The organism is Saliphagus sp. LR7 (assembly GCF_003344565.1).
GTDB classification, from domain to species: Archaea; Halobacteriota; Halobacteria; order Halobacteriales; family Natrialbaceae; genus Saliphagus; species Saliphagus infecundisoli.
In genome coordinates this window covers 25,469-42,837 of the sequence record NZ_QPND01000014.1, presented here as the reverse complement: position 1 = coordinate 42,837, position 17,369 = coordinate 25,469, and the positions used below count along the sequence as shown (strand labels likewise).

Here is a 17,369-nt window from a genome sequence, read left to right as displayed (position 1 = left end):
CCGGCATCGGCTTCAATCCCCCGTCTCCGCCCGGGATGTCGCCGTGGCGACCGACAGCGTTTTTCGCGCGCCGGCTCTTTCAGGTCCCGTGAACGTACGGGGGATCGTCGCCGGCGAGGTCTCGACGCGGACGGTAGGGACCGAGTACGGCGACCGCGAGCTCGCGGAGGTGCCGATCCGCCCGGCCGACGACGCGAGCGGGGCGGGCGCCGACGCCGTGGACCAACCCACTCGAGTCACCTGCTGGGGGAAGTGGACCGAATCGGCGGAACTGCTCGAGCCCGGGATGGAACTGGTCGTCACCGACGCCGAGCGCACGGAGTTTCGCGGGGAGGAGGGGTTTTCGACGACGGGCGAGTCCTACGTCGTCGTTGAGCCCTCCTTTCTGGTCAACGTCACCGACATCAGGAGCTGGACCGAGTGTCCCCGACTGTACTACCTGAACAAGCTCTCGGGGATCCCGCTGAACTATCCGGTGACGAAGGGGACCCTCGTCCACGAGGTGTTCGGCGACCTCCTCCGCGGGCGGGCGGTCGAGGAGTCGATCGAGGCCCGCGTCGAGGAGCGCGGCCTCGAGCTCGGGATGTTGGGTGAATCCGCCGAGAGCGTCCGGGAGGACGTCAGGAAGAACGCGGCGGCGATCGAGGGCTGGCTCGAGCAGGGCCGGCTGGGAAAGACCGACGGCGGTCGGGAGACGGCCGACGTGAGCGCCGAGCGGTTCGCGCCCGACGAGAGCGAGTGGCGCTCCGAGCGGCTGCTGATCAGCGCGACGTTTGGCATCCGGGGGCGGGCCGACGCGATCCGCGGGGGCGCACCGGTCGAACTCAAAACCGGAAAGAACCTCCGCAAGGAGCCCCGGTTCAAGGATAAGGTCCAGGCGGCGTGTTACGCGCTGTTGCTCGAGGAGGAGGGCGGGGAGGTAGACACCGGGACCCTGCTCTACACGAAGAACTCCGCGCTCGAACGCGACGAGGAGACCGGCGATCTGACGCCCGCAAAGGAGTTCTCGATGGGGAGCGGACTGTTGAAGTACGTCGTCAGGCTGCGAAACGAGATCGCGGCGATGGAGTTCGATCGCGGAGTGCCGACGGGGTACGAGGGCAACGCCAGCTGCGAGTACTGCTTCGAACAGGACACCTGCATGGTCGTCTCGGGCCGGCTCGACCAGGAGTCGAAGGCCGGACAGATCGGAGCGGCGCTTCCCGAGGAGGAACGAGAGTACTTCGAGCGCTTCTACCGGGCGATCGAGGCCGAGCGCCGCGAGGTCCACCGCGAGTACGCCAAACTCTGGGAGCAGAGCCCCGAGGAACGGGCCGACGACGACCGGGCGCTGATCGACCTCGAGTTCGAGGAGATGCGGCCCCTAAAGGGCGGGCGCTGGGAGATTCACGCCCGCCGGCGCTCGGACGAAAGCTCGAAGATCCGGGAGGGCGACCTCGTGCTCGCGAGCGACGGCCGCCCGGTCCGCGGAGAGGCCGAACTCGCCCGGATCGAACGCCTGGAGAGCGAGGACGGCGGCGAGGTCGTGCTGACGGCCGACGAGCCCGTCGAGGCGACCCGGCTCGACGTCTACCCCTCCGAGTTCACCACCGACCGCCAGCTCTCGGCGCTCCACGACGCCCTCCTGAAGGGAAGCGAGCGCCGCAAGGACGTGCTCTTCGGGCGCGAAGAGCCCGTCTTTCGCGAGGTCGAGGAGACGTTCATCGAGAACAACGCGGCCCAGGACGAGGCCGTCCGGAAAGCGGTCGGCTGTGCGGACCTCGCGTTGATCCACGGCCCGCCCGGAACCGGGAAGACGTACACCATCGCCCGGGCGATCCGCGCGATGGTCGACCGCGGCGACCGCGTCATCCTGTCGGCCTTTACGAACCGGGCGGTCGACAACGCACTCGAGGCCCTTCGCGACCAGGGATTCACCGACTTCGTCCGGATGGGCACCGAGAGCGGCGTCCGCGAGGACATGCTCCCCTTCCGGCTCGAACGCTCGGGCGACCCCGAGGAACGCGCCCGCGAGTTGCGGGAGGCGCCCGTCGTGGCGGCGACGACGGCGACCTGCGGTTCACGAGTGATGAAGGAGACCGAGTTCGACGTCGCCCTCGTCGACGAGGCCGCCCAACTCACCGAGCCCGGCACCTTCGCCGCGGCGAACCTCGCCGACCGGTTCGTGCTCGTGGGCGACCACGAACAGCTCCCGCCGGTGGTGCGGGCGGAGACGGGGGAGAGCGAGACGGGAGCGGCGGGAGGCGAGGAGGCGGACCTCTCGCGGTCGCTGTTCGAGCGGCTCGTCTCGGCGTATCCGGGGGCAGGCGTCATGTTAGACCGCCAGTACCGGATGAACCAGCGGATCCAGGCGTTCGCCTCCCGGGAGTTCTACGACGGCGAGCTCCGGCCCGCGACGCCCGAGGTCGCCGGGCGAACGCTCGACGACATAGCGGGAGCGAGCCGCGAGGCGTTGCCCGACGAACTCGGGGATCCGGTCGCGTTCGTCGACGTCGCGGGCGACGCCGCCCGCCACACCGACGGCGAGGAGGCCGCCCGGATCGCTGACCTCGTAGAGTGCTACGAGGCCGCGGGCGTCCCGCGGGCGGAGATCGGCGTCATCGCGCCGTTTCGCGCCCAGGTCGGCGAGATCAGGGGTCGGGTTCCCGACGACGTGACCGTCGACACCGTCGACCGCTTCCAGGGCTCGAGCGAGGAGGTCATCATCGTCTCGTTCGTCGCGACCGGCGACCTGGAGGGGCCGATCTTCGAGGACTACCGCCGGATCAACGTCGCGCTCACCCGACCCAAACGCGCGCTCGTCCTCGTCGGCGACTCGCGGGCCCTCGAGTCAGATCCGGTCTACGGCCGGATGCTCGAGTGGGCCCGGACCTGACGGGAGATCGCGGGCCGTTTATACGTCCGCGCTCGCAAGTCCGGCCATGAGCCAGGAGCCGGACCTCCCCGTGAAGCCGGTCGATCTGCTCGTCCTGGTCGTCGTCTCCGTGCTGGGCGGGGCGCTGATCGCGAGCTGGGCGATGGAGCCCCGGCTCACGCCGAACTTCGTCGTGGCGATCTCCTCGGGGACCGTGATGCTGGCCTTTTTCCTGTTCATCCCCGTGATGGGCGTCCGGACGTTCCTCGAGGAACGGAAGGGCGGAAACGAGGGGTCGTAGCTCCGTCGGCGGGGTGGAGCCGGCGGTAGTGCGGGCTTTACTTCGGTGGGCGTCGTGGAGGGCGGGACCATGCTGGACCGACTGGCAGACGCCCGTTCGGCGGGGAGCCTCGCCGTCCGGGTCGTCGTGGCGGTCGCCGTCGTCTCGATCGCGACCGGCGTCGCCGCGATCCTCACGGATCCGGCGCTGACGGCGGCGGGGCCGGCCGCCGAGATACAGGCGATCGCGGAGTTTTCCGCTACGGTCGTCGGCTTCGCGCTTCTCGTCGTGGCCTGGGGGATGCGACGGGGGTACAGGGTCGCGTACGTCGCCGCGGCGGCGCTGGTCGCACTCGAGGCGGTCCACGGGGTCGTCCAGTTGCGGCTGCTCTCGATCCCGCTCGTCGTGCTCTCGGTCGCCGGGCTTGCGGTCCTCGTGGCGACCAGCGAGCGGTTCACCCGCTCTGCCGGCCTCACGCTCTCGGCGACGCAGTTCGGCGCGGTCGTCGCCGTCGTCGGCGTCGGCTGTTACGGTACCGCCGGCGCCTACGCGCTCCGGGGCGGGTTCGACGGCGTGGGAGGCGTCGTCGACGCCGTCTACTTCACGGTCGTCACCGCGACGACGGTCGGCTACGGCGACGTCCATCCGACCTCGCTGGGCGCGCGGCTGTTTGCGGCCTCGCTGGTCGTCCTCGGGCCGGCGGCGGTCGCCGTCGCCGCCGGTAGCCTGTTCGGGCCGGCCGTCGAGGCGCGCCTCGCGATGGCCGGCCGACGGGTGAGGGCCCACCGCGACGGGATCGAGCGGGTCGCCGTGGTCGGCTTCGAGGGACCCGCACGGGCGATCGCCGAGCGGCTCGCCGAGCGGGCGGCGGTGACGATCGTCGCCGAGAACCAACGTCTCGAGGGACTGCCGGCGGACGTCGAGGTCCACGCGGGCGAGCCGACCGACGAGGCCCTCCTCGAGCGGGCCGGCGTCGCCTCGTGTGGTGGGGTCGTGGTCGCCGATGGCTCTCCCGACGCCGTCCGTGCCACGCGGGAGACGACAGCCGCCCCGATCGTCGCGGTCGCGGCCGACCCCGAACCCGCGGTCGCGGAGGGTGCGGACGTCGTGATCGACCCCCGGTCGGCCGTGGCCGACGCCGCCGTGGCGGCGGTCCTCGAATCGTCCGCTCAGTCGGCGTCCGCGGCCTCCCAGAGCGGATAGAGCTCGTCCTCGATCGGCTCCGCGACGGGTTCGCCGTCGAGGATGAGCGCCGGATCGCCCGCCTCGACGGTCCCGATCGCCGCCGCGTCGATCCCGGCAGACTCGAGGGCGGCGAGTGCCTCGTCGACCGACCCGGCGGAAACGGTCGCGAGCAGGGCCCCCGAGCCGAAGATCCGGAGGGGGTCGACGCCCGCGGCCCCACAGAGCGTCTCTGTCTCCGGGCGGATCGGTATCGCCTCGCGATCGACCTCGAGACGGACCCCCGACGCGCGGGCGACCTCCGCAAGCCCGGCCGCGACGCCGCCCTCGGTGGGATCGTGCATCGCGCTCGCCGCCTCGCGGAGACGGCGACCGTCGGGGACGACGCTGACCTCCTCGAAGAAGGCGAGGGCCCGTTCCCGGACGTCGTCGGGAACGGCGAGTTCCTTCCCGAAGTCGGCCGCGAGGATCGCCGTCCCCTCGATCGCCGCCGCCTTTGTCACGAGGACCCGATCGCCGGGCTCGGCGCCGCCGGTCGGGACGAACCGGTCCGTCGGTCCCATCGCGGTCAGGGAGAGCAGCGGGCGCTCCAGAGCGTCGACGTACTCGCTGTGGCCGCCGACGATCGCGGCGCCGACCTCGCGGGCGGCGGCGTCGAGCTCCGCCGAGACCGTCTCGAGGACCTCGCGTTCGGCACCGCCGGGGAGCATGATCACGACGGTCAGCCACCGCGGGTCGGCCCCGGAGGCGGCGACGTCGTTGCAGGCGACGTGGACGCCGAGGCGGCCGACCTCGGAGGCCGCAAGCGAGATCGGGTCCGAGCTGACGACCAGCGTCCCCCCCTCGCAGGCGATCGCCGCGGCGTCCTCGCCGTCGGCGGGTCCCTGGAGAACCGCGGGGTCGTCGGCGCCCGTTCGATCGAAGACGTGCTCGAGGAGCTCCGGGCTCACCTTGCCGGGCATGGTTCGAACTGGGCGGATGCGGGGTTTGTAGCTGACGGTGGGGCGTCGGTGGCGGACCGACGCCACGGACGACGTCGAACGCTTCTTGGCACGCGGCGCCCTCGAACCGGACATGGAGCGGATCACGCTGGGCAACGAGGAGTTCGAGGGGCGAAACGACGCCTATCTCCTCGACGACGAGGGGGTCGCGCTGGTCGACACCGGGATCGCCACGGCCGAAACCGAATCGGAGTTGCGCGAGGGCCTCGCCGAGTACGGCCACGAGTTCGCCGACGTCGAGACGATCGTCCTGACCCACTGGCACCCCGACCACGCCGGCCTGGCCGGTGCGATCCAGGCCGAAAGCGGCGCGCGCGTCCTCGTCCACGCTTCCGACGCCCCGCTCGTCCGCCGGGACGACGAGGCCCTCGCGGAGTTCGACTCGTTGCGGCGAGAAGCTTTCGAGGCGTGGGGAATGCCCACCGACGAGCGCGAGTCCCTCCTCGCCTTTCTCGACGGGAGCGAGGCGATCGCGGGCGAGCCCGCGACCGTCGAGGAGATCGCCGACGGCGACCGTCTCGCGGTCGGCGGGCGAACGCTGGAGACGGTCCACGCACCCGGTCACACCGCCGGCCTCTGTCTGTTCGAGTTCGAGACCGCCGACGGCCGGGAGGCGTTCGTCGGCGACGCCGTCCTCCCCGTCTACACACCAAACGTCGGCGGGGCCGACGTCCGCGTCGAGCGCCCGCTCGCGAACTACCTCGAGACGCTCCGGACCGTCGTCGGACGCGACTACGACCGGCTCTGGCCCGGCCACCGCGAGCCGATCGACGATCCCGCAGGTCGGGCACGGACGATCGCCGAACATCACCGCGAGCGAACCAGTCGGGTCCTCGACGTTCTCCGGGAACACGGCCCTGCCGACGCCTGGACGGTGGGCGCCCACCTCTTCGGCGACCTGGAGGGGATCCACGTCATGCACGGACCCGGGGAGGCCTTCGCCCACCTCGATCACCTCCGCCACGAGGGGATCGTCCGGGAGGTCGAAGGGAAGTACGAGACGACCGGGAAGGAGGCCGATCTCGAGTCGCTCGTTCCGGTGCCCGAGTGACCGGGTTTCGCCGGCGATTCAGCTCTCGCCGGCCGTTCCCGACAGCCCTGCCAGCGACTCCTCGCCGATCTCCTCGAGGACGTGCTCGTGAAACGCCTGTAACGCCGCGCTCTCGTCCTCGGCGAGGACGACGTCGCTGGCCGAAAGCGTCGCGAGCCCGAACGCCCGCGGGGTCGGCGAATCGACGAGTACCTGCGAGACCGCGAGTTCCCCGGCATCGATCGCGCCGACGATCGACTCGATCTCGCTCACGGCGAGTTTGTCCTCCAGAATTTCGCGGTAGGTCTCCTCGATGACCGCGAACTCCTCTAAGTCCTCGGCGAAGCCCAGCAGCATCTCGCTTGCGACCTGCTGTTCGCTCGCGGACTTCTCGTAGCCCTTGTAGCGTTTGAGGATCATCAGCGCCCGGGTCGCGTTGATCCGGAAGTATCGCTGGAGGAGGTCGGTGCCCGCGAGCGCCCCCCGGAGCTTTTTGCGGACCTCCGAGGGATCGAGATCGGCGAGGATCGTCTCGAGTTCGATCTTCCTGTTGAGCGGCATCGAGAGCACGAAGCCGTTGTCGGCGACGGCGACTTTCACGTTCGCGGTCGCCCGGTCGGCACACTCGGCGGCCAGCAGCCGCGAGAGGCCGTCGTTGACCCGCCGGCCGTACGCCGAGTGGACGTAGTAGCGGCGCTCGTACTCCCCGCGGTCGCGTTCGACCTCGATCGCGAGCCGGCGGTCGGTCGAGACGCTTTCGACCCCGGCGTACCGACACTGGTAGTCGAACAGCCGCGCGAGCGCGCGGACCGCGTGGTCGTCGATCGGGAGTTTCCGGAGCCAGGCCCGGACCGCGGCGGGCCCACCCTCTTCGTACCGTTCGGCGAGGTCGCCCTGAAACGCGAGGATCTCCCGGCCGAGATCGGTCGAGAGCGGGAGGCGCTCGGAGTACCAGGTGGGAACCGTCGGCCGGCTCGCGGTCCGATCGACGTACACCTTCGACCCGCGCCGGTAGCGGTACTCGAAGCGTTCCCCGCCGAGGACGAAGACGTCGCCCTTCTCCAGGGTGTCGAGGTAGTCCTCGTCGAGCTGGCCGACCCACTCGTCGGCGGCGCGGGTCTTGACGTCGCAGCTAAAGGAGTCGGGGATCGTCCCGATGTTGGTCATGTAGATCACCCGGGCGAGCCGGCCGCGTTTGCCGATCAACGGTTCGCCGATCGGGTACTCGGGGTAGTGGTGCTCGCCGTCGGGCGGGTCGTTCTCGTCCCGCCAGACCTTCGCGTAGACGTTCTTGTCCTCGAGACCCGCATAATCGGCGGTGAGGTAGGCCATCAGCGACTCGTACTCGCTTTCGGTGTAGTTCCGGTAGGGGTAGGCCCGCCGGAGAATTTTTCGTACTTCGGTCTCGGGTCTGATCTCGGCGATCGCCATCCCGTAGACGTGCTGGGCGGCGACGTCGTGGGCGCGCTCGGGGATCGAGACGCTGTCGACGAACCCCTCCTCGGCCTTCTTCAGCATGACCGCACACTCGACGAGTTCGTCCCGGTCGAGGGCGATCACCCGGCCGGTGACCGTCTGTCCGACGCGGTGGCCCGCCCGGCCGACCCGCTGGAGGAGGGCCGCGACCGACTTCGGCGAGCCAACTTGAACGACGAGATCGACGTGGGGCATGTCGATCCCCAGTTCGAGCGAGGTCGAGGAGGTGACGACGTCGAGACTGCCCTCCTTCAGCCGCTCCTCGACGCCCTGGCGGACCTCCTTCGAGAGGCTGCCGTGGTGACACGCCGAGTTCTCCTCGTCGTAGGCCCCGAAACGCTCGCGGAGGTTCTGGAGCACCCGCTCGGCGCCCGATCGCGTGTTGGTGAAGACGAGCGTGTTCGTGTGCTCGCCGATGTGGTCGTGGAGCATATCGTAAAAACGCTCCTGGACGACCTCGCGGGAGGTGTTGATCAAGTCGTCGGCGGGGCTCTCGAGTCGGAGGTCGAACTCGCGGGCGAAGCGGGCGTCCACGATCTCGTACTCCCGTGGCTCGCTGCTCATTTCGCCCCTCGTTTTCCCGTCCTCAGCCTCCTCGAACTCACAGCCCACGAGGAACTCCGCGACCCCCTCCAGGGGTTCGATCGTCGCCGAACAGCCGATTCTGGTGATCTCGTTTCTGGCGAGTGCCTCGAGGCGCTCTAGACTTACCGCGAGATGGGTGCCCCGTTTGTTGGCGGCCAGCGAGTGGATCTCGTCGACGATGACGTACTCCACACTCTCGAGTTTCTCGCGGAACTTCGGCGAGTTGAGCAGGATGGCGAGCGTCTCGGGGGTGGTGTTGAGGATGTGGGGCGTCTCCGCCAACATCTTCTGGCGCTCGCTGTCCGGGGTGTCGCCGTGACGGATCGCGTGGCGGATCTCGCCGGTCGACTCGCCGCGTTCGTCGGCGACCGCCTCGATCCCCTCCAGGGGGACCGTGAGGTTCCGGTGGATGTCGTTCGCGAGCGATTTGAGCGGTGAAACGTAGAGACAGTACACCGAGTTCTCGAGACCCTCGTCGGAGTCGCGGTCGCGCCGGTAGAGTTCGTCGATGATCGCGGTAAACGAGGCCAGCGTCTTCCCCGAGCCGGTCGGCGCCGCGACGAGCGTGTTCGTCCCCTCGTCGATCAGCGGGATCGCTCCCTCCTGGGGCGGGGTGAAAAAGCCCTCGTTCTCGGGGACGAACTCGCCGAACTCGCGGCGCCACCACTCCCGGACTGCGGGCTCCAAGCGCTCTAAGACCTCCCGGTCGGCGACGGCGTCGGGGTCGTACGGCCGATCGCCCGACGCGGAGTCGTCCATTGGCGCATCCAGGGAACGGGCGGACAAGAGGGTTTGGCCAGCGGATCGGAAGTGGAGACGGTGGACGGGCACCACCCTTTTGCGCCGGCCAGCCCCACTGTCGCCCATGAAGGTCACCTTCCTCGGGACCGGGAGCGCGATGCCGACGGGCGAGCGGTTCCAGACCGGAATCCTGGTACAGGAGGAGGGCCGGACGCTGCTGGTCGACTGCGGGTCGGGCGTGCTCCACCGCCTCCAGCAGTCGGGCGTCGGCTACGAGTCGGTCTCAACGGTGCTTCTTACCCACCACCATCTCGATCACGTCGCCGACTTGCTCCCGCTGATGAAAGCGCGGTGGCTCGCCGGCGAGGAACGCTTGGAAGTGGTCGGCCCCCAGGGCACCAAGGCCCTGGTCGACGGCCTTCTCTCGGTCCACGAGTACATGCAGGACAAACTCGAGCTCCAGGTCCGCGAGGTCGTTCCCGGCGAGTTCGAGGTCGCCGGCTTCGACGTCGCGGCCTACGAGACCCGCCACTCCCTTCGCTGTCTGGCCTACCGGTTCGACGACCGGTTCACGTTCGGGGCCGACAGCGAGGCGTTCGCGGGACTGGTCAACTTCGCCGAGGGGTCGGCGATCCTCGCCCACGACTGTTCGTTCCCGGACGACGTGGACGTCTCGAACCACCCGACGCCCGAACGCCTGGGACGGGAGCTCTCGGGGGCCGAGCTCGGTCGGGTCTACCTCACCCACCTCTACCCGCACACCGACGGCCGCCACGAGGAGATGCTCGAGTCGATCGGCGCCCACTACGACGGCGACGTCCGGTTCGCCGAGGACCTGAAAACGGTCTCGATCGACTGATGGAGTCGGCTGTACCGATACGCCGGTGATCGCCGGACCCGGTCGTCCATCACCGGGAAATGACCACAATCGACCCGGTGACTCCGGCACTGAACCGCCGGAAGGAGCGGCCACAGCCGGGACGGCAGGACTGTTAGTAGCGCGATAACAACAAGTATATGGGCGTCCGTTTGTAGGATCCTACCAACAGATGCTCCCCTCTGCTCCGGTGGTCGGATGAGCACGCCCGAACGCATCGCAAGCGTCGTAACGAGCCACAGCAAGGCGGTGCTGGCCGTTCTGTTGCTGGCGACGGTCCTGATCGGCGCGGGCGCGCCGATGATCGACGACGACTCCTCGCTCAGTCAGTTCGAGACCGACTCGGCGGAAGCCCAGGCCGTCGAGTACGCAAACGAGAACTTCACGTCCGGCGAACAGGAGAACACGACGACGGTGCAGCTGATCGTCAGAGGCGAGAACGTCCTCACCCAGGAGTCGCTGCTCGACTCGCTTGCCCTCCAGCGGACGCTCCGGGACAACGAGTCGATCAACGCGACCCTCGACGAGGAACGGTCGACCTTCGGGGTCGGGAACGCCCTCGGCATCGCGGCGATCCAAACCGAGGCCGGCCAGGAACTCGCCGAACGTGCTCAAGAGCTCGAAAACGACAGCGCCGAACTCGAGGAGCGCGGCCAGGAACTCGAGGAACGTGGCCAGCAGTTCGAAAACGACACGGCCGAACTCGAAGAGCGCGGCCAGGAACTCGAGGAACGTGGCCAGCAGCTCGAAAACGACACGGCCGAACTCGAAGAGCGCGGCCAGGAACTCGAGGAACGCGGCCAGGCGCTCGAGGAGGACCGGGCCGAACTCGAAAACGACAGCCAGGCGCTCCAGGAAGAGCGCGAGCGCGTCGAGGCTCAGCTCGCCGCCCAGGAGGCGGCGCTAAACGAGACCGCTCGGCTCCAGGCCGCCTACGAGCAGGCCGAAAGCGACGGGGAGCGCGCGGCGATCGAGACCGAGATCGACGAACTGTGGGCCGAGACGACCGCCGACCTCGAACCCCAGCAGGCCGAGCGATTCGAGGCCGCCGCGGGCGAGGTCCGGTCCCTGACGAGCGACCGGGTCGAAAACGAAACCGCCCTCGCAGGCGCCTACGCGGCCGGAACCGGCGTCACCGACGACCCCGGGACCCAGGCCGAACTCGAGGCGGCACTGAACGAGACCGCCCAGCTCCAGCGTTCGATCGAGGCGACCGACGACGAGGCCGAACGGGCCGTGTTAGAGGAGGAGATCGGTGCGGTCTGGACGAACGCGACCGCGGACCTCGGTCCGGCCGGGACCGCGACGTTCGTCGTGAGCGCGACGGAGGTCCGGACGACGACGTCCGACCTCGTCGCCATCGAATCCGAACTCGCGAGCGCCTACGAGGCGGGGACCGCCGGCGTGCTAGCCGACGAGCTCGCGGGCCTCGAGGAGCGCGGTCAGGAACTCGAGGAGCGCGGCCAGGAACTCGAGGAACGCGGCCAAGCGCTCCAGGACGAACAGGCCGCACTCGAAAACGACAGTGCCGAACTCGAGGAACGCGGCCAAGCGCTCCAAGACGAACGGGCGGCGCTCGAAAACGACAGCGGCGAACTCGAGGAGCGCGGTCAGGAACTCCAGGATGAACAAGCCGCGCTCGAAAACGACAGCGCCGAACTCGAGGAACGCGGCCAGGAGCTCCGGGACGAACGGGAAGCCCTCCAGGAGGGCGGGACGCCGACGCTCGACGAACAGATCGAGGCGGTCGAGGGCCTCTCCGAGTCGGAGTTCGAGGAGAACCTCACCACGGTCCTCTCGGAGGGCGAGGGCGGGAGTCCGGCCCTCGACTTGATGCCGACCGACTACGAGCCCGGCACCACCTCGGCGGACGCCCGGATGATCTTCGTCACCCAGGTGAGCGAGGCGGGCGGAGCCCAGGGGGGGATGGGCGGCGGTGACAGCGACGCGATGGACGCCCAGCTCGAGATGCGCGAGCTCGCGGACGGCCAGGAGGGCAACGAGTACGCCGTCTTCGGCGCCGGGATCATCAACGAGGAGATCAACAACTCGATGGGCGACAGCTTGGCGATCGTTGGCCCGCTTGCCCTGTTGTTCGTCGTCGTCGCGCTCGTGATCGCCTACCGGGATCCGATCGACATCGTACTGGGTGTCGGCGGGATCCTCGCGGTGTTGATCTGGACGTTCGGCTTCATGGGCTGGGCCGGGATCTCGTTCAACCAGATGATGATCGCCGTCCCCGTACTCCTGATCGGGCTCTCGATCGACTACGCGATCCACGTCTTCATGCGCCACCGCGAACAGCGCGAGGAGGGCGTCGAGGACGAGAGCGGCGTCCGCGGCTCGATGAGAATCGCTCTTGGAGGCGTCGGCGTCGCCCTGGTCTGGGTGACCGCGACGACTGTCATCGGCTTCCTCTCGAACCTCGTCAGCCCGATCGGCCCGATCCAGGAGTTCGGCATCGTCAGCGCGTTCGGGATCCTCGCGGCGCTGATCGTCTTCGGCGCGCTCGTCCCGGCCGCGAAAGTCGAGATCGACGCCCTGCTCGAATCCCGCGGGTTCGACCGGCGCAAGCGTGCGTTCGGGACCGGCGGTGGCGCCTTCAGCCGGGTGTTGACCGTCGGCGCGACCGCCGCACGGAAGGCGCCCCTGGCCGTCATCGTCGCCGTCCTCCTGCTGTCGGCCGGCGGGGTCTACGGCGCGACCCAGGTCGACACCAGCTTCCAGCAGGAGGACTTCCTCGCGGAGAGCCCGCCCGAGTGGACCGAGAACCTCGGCCCGCTCGCGCCCGGCGAGTACGAGGCCAAAGACGACCTCGAGTTCGTCAACGAGAACTTCCAGCGCGAGGACTCACAGAGCCAGATCCTGATACGCGGGCCGGTGACCGACGACGGGACGTTAGCGGAGATCGATCGAGCGACGGCCGACGCCGCCGACAGCGACATCGCCTACGTCGGACCGACCGGCGAGGCCGACGTCACGAGCCCGCTGTCGGTGATGGAGACCGCCGCAAGCGAGAACGAGTCGTTCAACGAGTCCTTTAGCGCCGCCGACACCGACGGCGACGGCGTCCCCGACGAGAACGTCGAGGCGCTGTACGACCAGCTGTTCGAGGTCGACGAGACCGCCGCGAGCAACGTCGTCTACCGGACCGACGACGGCGAGTACGAGGCCGTCCGGATGATCGTCGGCGTCCAGGGCGACGCCGCCTTCGGGGACGTCACGAGCGAGACCCGGGCGATCGCCGACGGCATCGACGGCGAGTGGGAGGTCATCGCGACCGGCAACCCGATCGTCAGCTACCTCGTCGAACAGGACCTGCTCGATACGGTCTTAGAGAGTCTGACGATCACGCTCGTGGCCGTCTTCGTCTTCCTCACCGTCGCCTACTGGCTGACGGGCAACGGGGCGACGCTGGGGGCCATCACCTTGCTCCCGGTCGCCTTTTCGGTGAGCTGGATCCTCGGCACGATGTACCTCATCGGGATGCCCTTCAACGTCCTGACGGGGATGATCACGAGCCTCACGGTCGGGCTCGGGGTCGCCTACAGCATCCACGTCAGCGCCCGCTACACCCTTGAGCTCGAGCGCACGGGCAACGTCTGGTCGGCGATGCGGACGACCGTGACCGGGACGGGCGGGGCCCTGCTGGGCAGCGCGGCGACGACCGTCGGCGGCTTCGGCGTGCTCGCCTTCGCAATCCTGCCCGCGCTCCAGCAGTTCGGGATCATCACCGCGCTGACGATCACGTACGCCTTCCTCGCGAGTGTCGTGGTTCTCCCGAGCCTGCTGGTGGTCTGGACGCGGTACTTCGGACCGGACGTCGCCTTCGACGCCGACGCGGAAGCGACCGCCGCGGCCGCCGACGGCGGGGAGCGAGCGGAGGCCGAGGACTGATGGCCGGGGAGAGCGAGGCGGTCGGCGCCTTCGAGCGCCTCGGGCTGACCAGCTACGAGGCGAAAGTGTTCATCGCGCTCCAGCGCCTCGGTTCGGGTACCGCCCGCGACGTCGCCCGGGTCGCCGACGTCCCCCGATCGCAGGTCTACAGCGTCGCCGAGAGCTTGGAGGACAGGGGGTTGCTCGAGGTCCAGCAGTCGACCCCGATCCGCTACCGACCGGTCGGCATCGAGGAGGCCAGAGAGACCCTCCGGGCCCGCTTCGAGAGCGAGCAAGAACGGGCCTTCGAGTACGTCGAGGGGGTCCGCGAGGAGTCCGACACCGAGGAGCGCCAGGAGGACATCTGGACGGTCCGGGGGCGCGATCGGATCGACGACCGGGTCTTCGACGTCCTCTCGGGGGCCGACGAGCGGGTCGTCTTCGGGGTCCGTAGAGCCGACCAGCTGGCCGGAGAGATCGGAGGGGTTCTCGAGGAGTTGGCCGCCGAGGGCGTCGAGGTGACGGTGATCAGCCGGTCGTCGGCGATCCGTGATCGGGTCGAGGAGTTCGACGGCGTCGCGACGATCCCGCCGGCCGACGACCGCGCCGACGACGAGGTCTCGGGGCGGATCGTGATCGTCGACGACGACAGCGTCCTGTTGAGCGTCGTCGATGCGGACGGCGGCGAGACCGCGATCTGGAGTGCGGGCTCGCTGTTCGCCTCGGTGTTGATCCGGCTGGTCGAGGCCAACACCGAGGCGCCGATGGGGTAGGTAACTCGAGCCCGCGAGTGCCCGCCGGCGGCTTTTGGACGGCGGGGGCCTATCGCGGACGATGGCACCCGAACTCTCGATCGAGGCCGACTGGAACCGCCTCTCCATCGGCGGCGAGTGGACCGACTCGGCGGGCGACGACGAGATACCGGTCCTCGACCCCTCGACCCGCGAGGAGGTCGCGCGGGTACCGGCGGCGACCGAGGCGGACGTCGACGCCGCCTACGAGGCCGCCGCCGACGCCCAGGCGGAGTGGCAGGAGGCGCCGCCGGCCGAACGCGAGCGGGTCGCCCGGAACTTCGCCGAGGCCCTCCAGGCGTATGAGGACGAGATCGTCGATCTGCTGGCCCACGAGGCCGGCGGCTCCCGTATCATGGGCGAGACGTCGGTCGAGATCGCGACCGACCAGGCGACCCAGGCCGCGACGTTGCCCCGCCAGATGGGTGGCGAGTTCGCGGCGTCGAACGTCCCCGGCAAGGAGAACCTCGTCCGTCGGGAGCCCCAGGGCGTCGTCACCGTCATCTCGCCGTGGAACTTCCCACTGAACCTCTCGGGGCGGGCGATCGCGCCCGCGATCTCGACGGGCAACGCCGTCGTCCTCAAGCCCGCCTCGAACACGCCGATCACGGGCGGACTTCTGATGGCGAAACTGTACGAGGAGGCGGGACTGCCCGAGGGCCTCATAAACGTCGTCACCGGCAGCGGCTCCGAGATCGGCGACGCAGTGGTCGACCATCCAGAGAGTGACGTCGTCTCCTTTACCGGCTCGACGCCTGTCGGGAGGGACGTCGCCGCCAAAGCCGGCGAGAACCTCTCGGTCGCCGCGATGGAACTCGGGGGCAACAACGCCCACATCGTCACCGACGACGCGGACCTCGAGGCCGCCGTCGATTCGGCCGTCTTCGGCTCGTTCGTCCACCAGGGCCAGGTCTGCATCTCGATCAACCGCCACCTCGTCCACGAGTCGATCTACGACGAGTACGTCTCCCGGCTCACGGAGCGCGCCGAGTCCCTCCCCGTGGGAAGCGCCCACGACGGGGACACGATCGTCGCGCCGATCATCGACGAGAGCCAGCGCGACGAGATGCTCGGCTACGTCGAGGAGACCGTCGAGGCGGGTGCAACCCTCGAGACCGGCGGCGAGACCGTCGAGATGGAGGGCGTCGAGGACTCGCTGCTCGTCGCGCCGACCGTGCTCTCGGGCGTCGAAAACGGGATGGCCGCCGCCTGCAACGAACACTTCGGGCCGATCGCGCCGGTGATTCCCTTCTCGAGCGTCGACGAGGCGATCTCGCTCCACGACGCCGTCGAACACGGCCTCTCGGGGTCGGTCCACGCCGGCGACGTCGGTACCGGCCTGGAGATCGCCGAACGCATGGACACGGGCAACGTTCACGTCAACGACCAGCCGATCAACGACGAGGCCCACGTCCCCTTCAGCGGGACGAAAACCTCCGGCGTCGGCACCTACAACGCCACGGAGATCATGGACGAGATGACCGAGACGAAGTGGATCTCCCTCCAGCACGAGAAGCGGGAGTACCCCTTCTGAGGCTCACCCGACTCTCCGCCGGCTACTCCAGCCGATAGCGCAACAGCGCGGCCACGCCACCGAGGTTCGAGAGCTGTTGGCCCGGCGGGAACTCGCTGGAAAACACCGTCACTTCGCCGCCTTTCTGCTCGGTGGTCTCGACCAGCCGGTCGGCGTCTACCCCCCAGTCGCCCTCCGAGCTTCGTTCCTTGCGGAGTCGTTCGTCGACGATCAGCAGGCGCTCGATCGCGCCGAACTCGGCGGCCTGCTGGACCTGCTGGGGACCGTAGGCCGCCTTCGCCCCGCTCGCGATCCGCTCGGTGAGGTCGTCGATGTACGCCGCTTCGCTCTCGATTCGGGTGTCGCGCTGGACGTCGGCGACCGCACCCCGTTTGAGGACCTCGTGGACGCCCCGGTCGCCGACCCCCGAGGTGTCGACGGTCGTCACCAGTTCGGCGATCTCGGGGTCGTTCTCCTCGAGATAGGAGAGGGCGTCCTGTTTCGTGAACCCGGGCCCCGCCAGCACGATCGCGTCGACCTCCATCCGCCGGAGGACGTCGGCGAGTTCCGAGAAGAGCTCCGAGCGCTCGCGGGCGCCGTCGCCCCACGCGGCCTTTCCGGTGGGACCGGTGATCGCTGCTCGTTCCTCGGTGCCGTACTGGGCGACGGTGTGGACGTGGGCCTGGCCCTCCTCGACGGTGGCGATGGCGACGTCGGGGTTTTCGGTCGCCTCGCTTGCTTCCTCCAGGCGCTCCCACTGGTCGGGTTTGAACCGCTTCTCGATCGAGAGCTCGTCGCGTTCCTCGACGTTCAGGGTGTGGTGGGCGCCCAGCTGGTCCTCCCGGGAGCAGGCGACGATCTCGCCGCCGACCCGGAGCCGGTTGGCGAACTTGTGGAACTCGACGGTATCGACGGCGATGGCGATCCACATGGGCTCGCGCTCGCCCCCCGTGTCCCGCATCTGGTCGTCGTTTCGTTGAATTCGCCGGGTCGTATCGCCTGCGACCCGGTCGCCGGGCTCGACGACGTACTGCAGATGCCAGAGGTCGTCGATGCTCTCGGGGACGACCGTCACCCGCTCGCGGCCGCCCTCGATCCGCTCGCGGTCTCGTACCTGCATAGCGGTAGTTCTCCGGGTGACCGTAAGTGCGTGACGGACCGTG

The 17,369-nt window shown here is 69.2% G+C and carries 11 protein-coding genes; 8 read left to right on the top strand and 3 right to left on the bottom strand.

What is annotated here, in order from left to right:
- The first annotated feature begins 88 nt into the window (after nucleotides 1-88).
- The 3 genes from DVH23_RS16780 (at nucleotide 89) to DVH23_RS16770 (ending at nucleotide 4,337) form a co-directional block, all read left to right on the top strand.
- The gene (locus DVH23_RS16780; RefSeq protein ID WP_114578577.1) at nucleotides 89-2,875 is read left to right on the top strand and encodes an AAA domain-containing protein; all 2,787 of its coding nucleotides are present in this window, start codon (nucleotides 89-91) and stop codon (nucleotides 2,873-2,875) included.
- Between the two features lie 46 nt (nucleotides 2,876-2,921).
- The gene (locus DVH23_RS16775; protein ID WP_114578576.1) at nucleotides 2,922-3,155 is read left to right on the top strand and encodes a hypothetical protein; all 234 of its coding nucleotides are present in this window, start codon (nucleotides 2,922-2,924) and stop codon (nucleotides 3,153-3,155) included.
- Nucleotides 3,156-3,224: 69 nt separating this feature from the next.
- A complete protein-coding gene (locus DVH23_RS16770; protein WP_114578630.1) occupies nucleotides 3,225-4,337 on the top strand; it encodes an ion channel in 1,113 nt (370 codons plus the stop codon).
- On the opposite strand, the gene DVH23_RS16765 is transcribed toward DVH23_RS16770, so the two are convergent.
- On the bottom strand, nucleotides 4,304-5,278 hold the full coding sequence (locus tag DVH23_RS16765; RefSeq protein WP_114578575.1) for an AIR synthase family protein: 975 nt from the start codon (nucleotides 5,276-5,278) through the stop codon (nucleotides 4,304-4,306). The two genes, DVH23_RS16770 and DVH23_RS16765, sit on opposite strands and share 34 nt — an antisense overlap.
- A 112-nt stretch (nucleotides 5,279-5,390) precedes the next feature.
- Here DVH23_RS16765 and DVH23_RS16760 point away from each other — a divergent pair, with 112 nt between their 5' ends.
- Complete coding sequence (locus DVH23_RS16760; RefSeq protein ID WP_114578629.1) at nucleotides 5,391-6,368, top strand: MBL fold metallo-hydrolase; 978 nt, start codon at nucleotides 5,391-5,393, stop codon at nucleotides 6,366-6,368.
- Nucleotides 6,369-6,386: 18 nt separating this feature from the next.
- Here DVH23_RS16760 and DVH23_RS16755 read toward each other — a convergent pair whose 3' ends face one another.
- Nucleotides 6,387-9,167: an ATP-dependent helicase gene (locus DVH23_RS16755; RefSeq protein ID WP_114578574.1), complete on the bottom strand. Its 2,781-nt coding sequence runs from the start codon at nucleotides 9,165-9,167 to the stop codon at nucleotides 6,387-6,389.
- 106 nt (nucleotides 9,168-9,273) lie between these two features.
- Here DVH23_RS16755 and DVH23_RS16750 point away from each other — a divergent pair, with 106 nt between their 5' ends.
- The 4 genes from DVH23_RS16750 (at nucleotide 9,274) to DVH23_RS16735 (ending at nucleotide 16,227) form a co-directional block, all read left to right on the top strand.
- On the top strand, nucleotides 9,274-10,008 hold the full coding sequence (locus DVH23_RS16750) for an MBL fold metallo-hydrolase (RefSeq protein WP_114578573.1): 735 nt from the start codon (nucleotides 9,274-9,276) through the stop codon (nucleotides 10,006-10,008).
- 216 nt (nucleotides 10,009-10,224) lie between these two features.
- Entirely contained in the window at nucleotides 10,225-13,923 is a 3,699-nt protein-coding gene (locus tag DVH23_RS16745; protein WP_114578572.1) for an MMPL family transporter, read from the top strand.
- A complete protein-coding gene (locus DVH23_RS16740; protein WP_114578571.1) occupies nucleotides 13,920-14,675 on the top strand; it encodes a TrmB family transcriptional regulator in 756 nt (251 codons plus the stop codon). Before DVH23_RS16745 ends, DVH23_RS16740 begins: the two co-directional genes overlap by 4 nt.
- Before the next feature lie 61 nt (nucleotides 14,676-14,736).
- Nucleotides 14,737-16,227, top strand: a complete 1,491-nt coding sequence (locus DVH23_RS16735; protein WP_114578570.1) for an aldehyde dehydrogenase family protein — start codon at nucleotides 14,737-14,739, stop codon at nucleotides 16,225-16,227.
- Between the two features lie 22 nt (nucleotides 16,228-16,249).
- Here the strand turns inward: DVH23_RS16735 and DVH23_RS16730 are convergent, their stop codons facing one another.
- Nucleotides 16,250-17,326, bottom strand: coding sequence for an mRNA surveillance protein pelota (locus DVH23_RS16730; RefSeq protein ID WP_114578569.1), 1,077 nt, complete (start codon nucleotides 17,324-17,326; stop codon nucleotides 16,250-16,252).
- Nucleotides 17,327-17,369: the final 43 nt, after the last annotated feature.